Source organism: Amycolatopsis sp. SID8362 (assembly GCF_010550475.1).
GTDB lineage: Bacteria > Actinomycetota > Actinomycetes > Mycobacteriales > Pseudonocardiaceae > Amycolatopsis > Amycolatopsis eburnea.
The window spans coordinates 1-3,848 of the sequence record NZ_JAAGNB010001776.1 but is presented as its reverse complement, the minus strand read 5'-3'; the positions used below and the strand labels follow the sequence as shown (position 1 = coordinate 3,848).

At 72.6% G+C, this 3,848-nt stretch carries 5 protein-coding genes; 2 read left to right on the top strand and 3 right to left on the bottom strand.

Annotation, left to right across the window (positions count from 1 at the left end):
• Nucleotides 1-432: TetR/AcrR family transcriptional regulator (locus tag G3I65_RS54540; RefSeq protein ID WP_160704314.1), on the bottom strand; the 432-nt coding region annotated here is incomplete at its 3' end.
• A 72-nt stretch (nucleotides 433-504) separates the two neighbouring features.
• Here G3I65_RS54540 and G3I65_RS54535 point away from each other — a divergent pair.
• On the top strand, nucleotides 505-1,539 hold the full coding sequence (locus G3I65_RS54535; RefSeq protein ID WP_160704312.1) for an aldo/keto reductase: 1,035 nt from the start codon (nucleotides 505-507) through the stop codon (nucleotides 1,537-1,539).
• A gap of 7 nt (nucleotides 1,540-1,546) precedes the next feature.
• Here G3I65_RS54535 and G3I65_RS54530 read toward each other — a convergent pair whose 3' ends face one another.
• Nucleotides 1,547-2,125 carry a TetR/AcrR family transcriptional regulator gene (locus tag G3I65_RS54530; protein ID WP_160704310.1) on the bottom strand — a complete coding sequence of 193 codons (579 nt, stop codon included), beginning with the start codon at nucleotides 2,123-2,125 and terminating at the stop codon, nucleotides 1,547-1,549.
• 66 nt (nucleotides 2,126-2,191) lie between these two features.
• On the opposite strand from G3I65_RS54530, the gene G3I65_RS54525 reads away from it, so the two are divergent.
• Nucleotides 2,192-3,211, top strand: a complete 1,020-nt coding sequence (locus G3I65_RS54525; RefSeq protein ID WP_160704308.1) for a zinc-binding dehydrogenase — start codon at nucleotides 2,192-2,194, stop codon at nucleotides 3,209-3,211.
• Nucleotides 3,212-3,285: 74 nt separating this feature from the next.
• Here the strand turns inward: G3I65_RS54525 and G3I65_RS54520 are convergent.
• A partial coding sequence (locus G3I65_RS54520) for a transposase (protein ID WP_160701391.1) occupies nucleotides 3,286-3,848 on the bottom strand: 563 nt, incomplete at its 5' end.

Below are 3,848 nucleotides of genomic sequence, written 5' to 3'. Positions count from 1 at the left end.
CTCGGCGATCCGCGCCGCGTCGGCCCGCTTGCGGCCGGGCAGGAGCGCGGCGACCGCGGCGCGCAGGTCGGCGAGCTGCCGCTCGACGAGGGCCGCGAGGGGAGGGGAGACGGCGGCTTCGGCGTAGATCTGCGCGACCAGCCGGGCGTGGTCCTCCTCGCGGGCCATGGCGCGGATGTGCTCGAGGAACTCGCGCGCCGTCGCGGCCGTCAGCTCGGCGGGCAGCGCCTGGCTCGCCTCCTCGCAGATGGCGGTGACGATCTCGTCCTTGCCCTTGAAGTACCGGTAGATCGCGCCGACCGACAGGCCGGAGGCTTCGACGAGGTCGGTCATGGACGTCCGGGCGAAGCCGTGCGTGGCGAAGCGGGCGCGGGCCGCGTCGAGGATCTGCCGGCGGCGGGCGTCGAGGTGGGCTTGCGTGACTCTCGGCATAAAAGAACGACCATTCGTTTTTTGTGGTAACGTCCCGACCATACCCCACCGCTCGTCCCGGAGGAGACTTCCGTGCGTTACCAGGCTTTCGGCCGAAACAGCGGGTTGCGGATCTCGGAGTACGTGCTGGGCACGGCCAACTTCGGCTCGGCACCCACCGCCGCGGGCGTCGCGGGCGCGAAGGCGATCTTCGAGGACTTCGTCGCGGCCGGCGGCACCACGTTCGACGTCTCGAACATCTACCAGGACGGCGAAGCCGAGACCATCCTCGGCGACCTCGTCGGCCGCGAGCGCGACGACTTCGTGCTGATCACCAAGTACGGCGGCAGCCGGAAGGCGGCGGTCCGGCCGGGCACCACCGGCAACAGCCGCAAGACGATGATCCGTTCCCTGGAGGAGAGCCTGCGGCGCCTGAAGACCGGCTACGTCGACGTCTTCATGCCGCACTTCCCCGACGGCGTGACGCCGGTGGCGGAGATCCTCGCCGGCTTCGAGGACCTGATCCGCGCGGGCAAGATCCGCTACGGCGGGCTGTCGAACTTCCCGGCCTGGCGGGTCGCCGGCGCGGCGGTCCGGGCGGAGCTGGGCGGGCACCCGGCGCTGGCCGGCATCCAGACCGAGTACAGCCTGGCCGAGCGGTCCGCGGAACGGGAGCTGCTCCCGATGGCCGAGGCCCACGGGCTCGGCGTCGTCCTGTACTCGCCGCTGGCGGGCGGGCTGCTGACCGGGAAGTACCGGCGCGGCGAGCAGGGCAGGCTCAGCGCCCGGGAGACGGACGCCGGGAAGGCGGCGGTGGCGGACGCCGTCCTCGACGTCGCCGAGAGCGCCGGGATCGGGCCGGTCCAGGTCGCCTTGGCGTGGCTGCGCCGACGTGCTGCCGAAGCCCGGACCTCGCTGGTCCCCATCGTGGGCCCGCGCACCCCGGCCCACCTGAAGGGCTACCTCGACGCGCTGGACGTCGAACTCGCCGACGAGCACGACCGGCGGCTGACGGCGGCCGGCGCCGTCCGGCTGGGGACACCCCACGAGGACGTGGCGGCCGCGCTCGCCCACGGCGTCGACGGTGACCGGAGCCTCCTCGACGCCCCGCGTGTTCCCGTGCGGTGAGCCCGCGTCAGCCGGCGGTGAGCGCCGACCGGATGGCGCGCTCGACGATGTCTTCGAGCGCCGCCGGGATCGGCCGGTCCGCGCCGAGGTAGCGGCGCACAGCGGCGTAGGGCAGGTCGACGACGACGAGCAGGATCTCCGCCGTGCCCCGCCCGGTCGCCGCCTTGAGGTCGGTCACCAGGCGGCGGATGCGCTGGTCCCACTCGGCCTGGTCGGCCTCCCGGGCGTCCCGGCTTTCCGCGGGCCAGGCGGCGGGTTCGAAGGAGCCGAGGCCGGTCAGCAGCACCCGGGCGTCGGCCGGGTGGGCGCGGCACCAGGACACCGTCCGGCGCCCGAGCGCGACCGCCGCGGCCACCGGCTCGTCGTCGAAGAGCGGGGACAGCTCGGCGTGGAAGCTCCCCACCGCCCGGTTCCAGACGGCGGCCAGCAGCGCCGCGCGGTTGGGGAACCGGTGGTAGACGGAGCCGCTGGACACCGCGGCTTCCCGGATCACGCCGGCGATGGTGATCGCGTCGGCGCTGCCCGCGGCGAGCAGCCGGGCGGCCGCGTCGAGGATCGTCGACGTGTCGTGCACGAGGCGTGGCATGGGTTGACGATACCGAACGTGCCTCTCTAGAGTCCGCCCTCTAGAGAGCGTCGTCTAAGGAGTGCCATGCAGAGCCTCGTCGTCACCGGTCCGCGCGCCCTGGAATGGCAGGACCGGCCGGCGCCGGGCCTCGCCGCGCCCGGAGACGCGCTGGTGCGGCCGATCGCGTCGTCCGCCTGCGACCTCGACCGCCGGCTCGTGGTGTCGCCCGCGCCGTTCGAAACCCCGTTCGCCCTCGGCCACGAGGCGGTCGGCGAGATCGTCGACCTCGACGGCGACGCTTCGCCGCTGCACGTCGGCCAGCGGGTGGTCATCCCGTGGCACATCAGCTGCGGCACGTGCGAGAACTGCCGCCGCGACCTGCCGGGCGCCTGCGCTTCGGTGCCGCGCCTGGCGTCCTTCGGCACGAGCGCCGGCGGGCTTTGGGGCGGGTTGTTCGACGAGCTGGTCCGGGTTCCGTGGGCTCGTTACAACCTCACGCCCCTGCCCGCGGCCGTCGCTCCGTTCGTGGCCGCGTCGGCCGCCGACAACCTCACCGACGCTTTCCAGGCCGTCCGCCCGACCCTTGAGGTCCAGCCTGGCGCGGAAGTGCTCGTCGTCGGCGGGACGGCGAGCCTTGGGCTGTTGACTGTGCTGAGCGCCGTGGCGCTGGGGGCGGGGAAGGTCACGTACCTCGACGTCGATGCGGGGCGCTGCGCCAAGGCTGCCGCCGCTGGTGCGACGGTCGTCGCGGCTGATGCGTACCCCGACCGGCTCGAGGGGACCTTCGACCTGGTCGTGGACGCGTCTGCGGCGAGCGCGGGGTTCCGGTGTGCGTTGCTGTCGACCCGTCCGGGTGGGACGTGCGTGATCCGGTCCGTCTACTTCGGAGAGCCGCGGTTGCCGTACTTCTCCTTGTACGGCACGGGAATCAATCTCGTGGTGGGACCGCCGCATGCGAGTCCGCACGTTCCTGGGGTGCTGAAGCTGATCGGCGACGGGACTTTGGACCCGTCGCCGATGCTGGCCGGTCCGTTCGGCTACGACGACGCCGTCGGGGTGCTGCTGGACCCGCCGCCGGGGAAGCCGGTCTTCGTCCGTCCGTGAGTGGCGGCCGCGGCGATCTTGGCTGAGGTCCTTTGTGGAGTCACCTGCCGCCGGGGGGTGTCCCTATGTGGTTGTCAAGCCGCGGCTGGGGCTGGTTCGGGGTGGCGGTAGTGGGTGCCGTTGCGGAGCATGGCGTAGAGGACGTCGCAGCGGCGGCGGGCGAGGCAGATGAGGGCGGCGTTGTGCTTCTTGCCCTCGGCCCGCTTCCTGTCGTAGTAGGCGCGGCTGACCGGGTCGGACAGCGAGGCGAACGCTGCGAGGAAGAACGCGCGTTTGAGTTGGCGGTTGCCGGTCCGGGCGGGGTGTTCGCCCTTGATGCTGGTGCCGGAGCTGCGGGTGACCGGGGCGATGCCGGCGTAGGCGGCCAGGTGCCCGGAGGTCTTGAAGTTCGCGGCGTCGCCGATTTCGAGCAGGATGCGGGCGGCGGTCCTGACGCCGATGCCGGGCATCGAGGTCAGGACCCCGGCAAGAGGGTGCGCATCGAGTATCCCCTCGACCTGCTCAGCGACCTGTTTGCGTTGCTGGAGAACGGTTTTCAGGCTGTCCGCCAGCCGCGGCAGGACGGTGTCGGCGGCGGCGGTGCCCGGGACGGTGACGGTCTGCTCGCCCAGGGCGGTCATGATCGCCTCGACCAGCT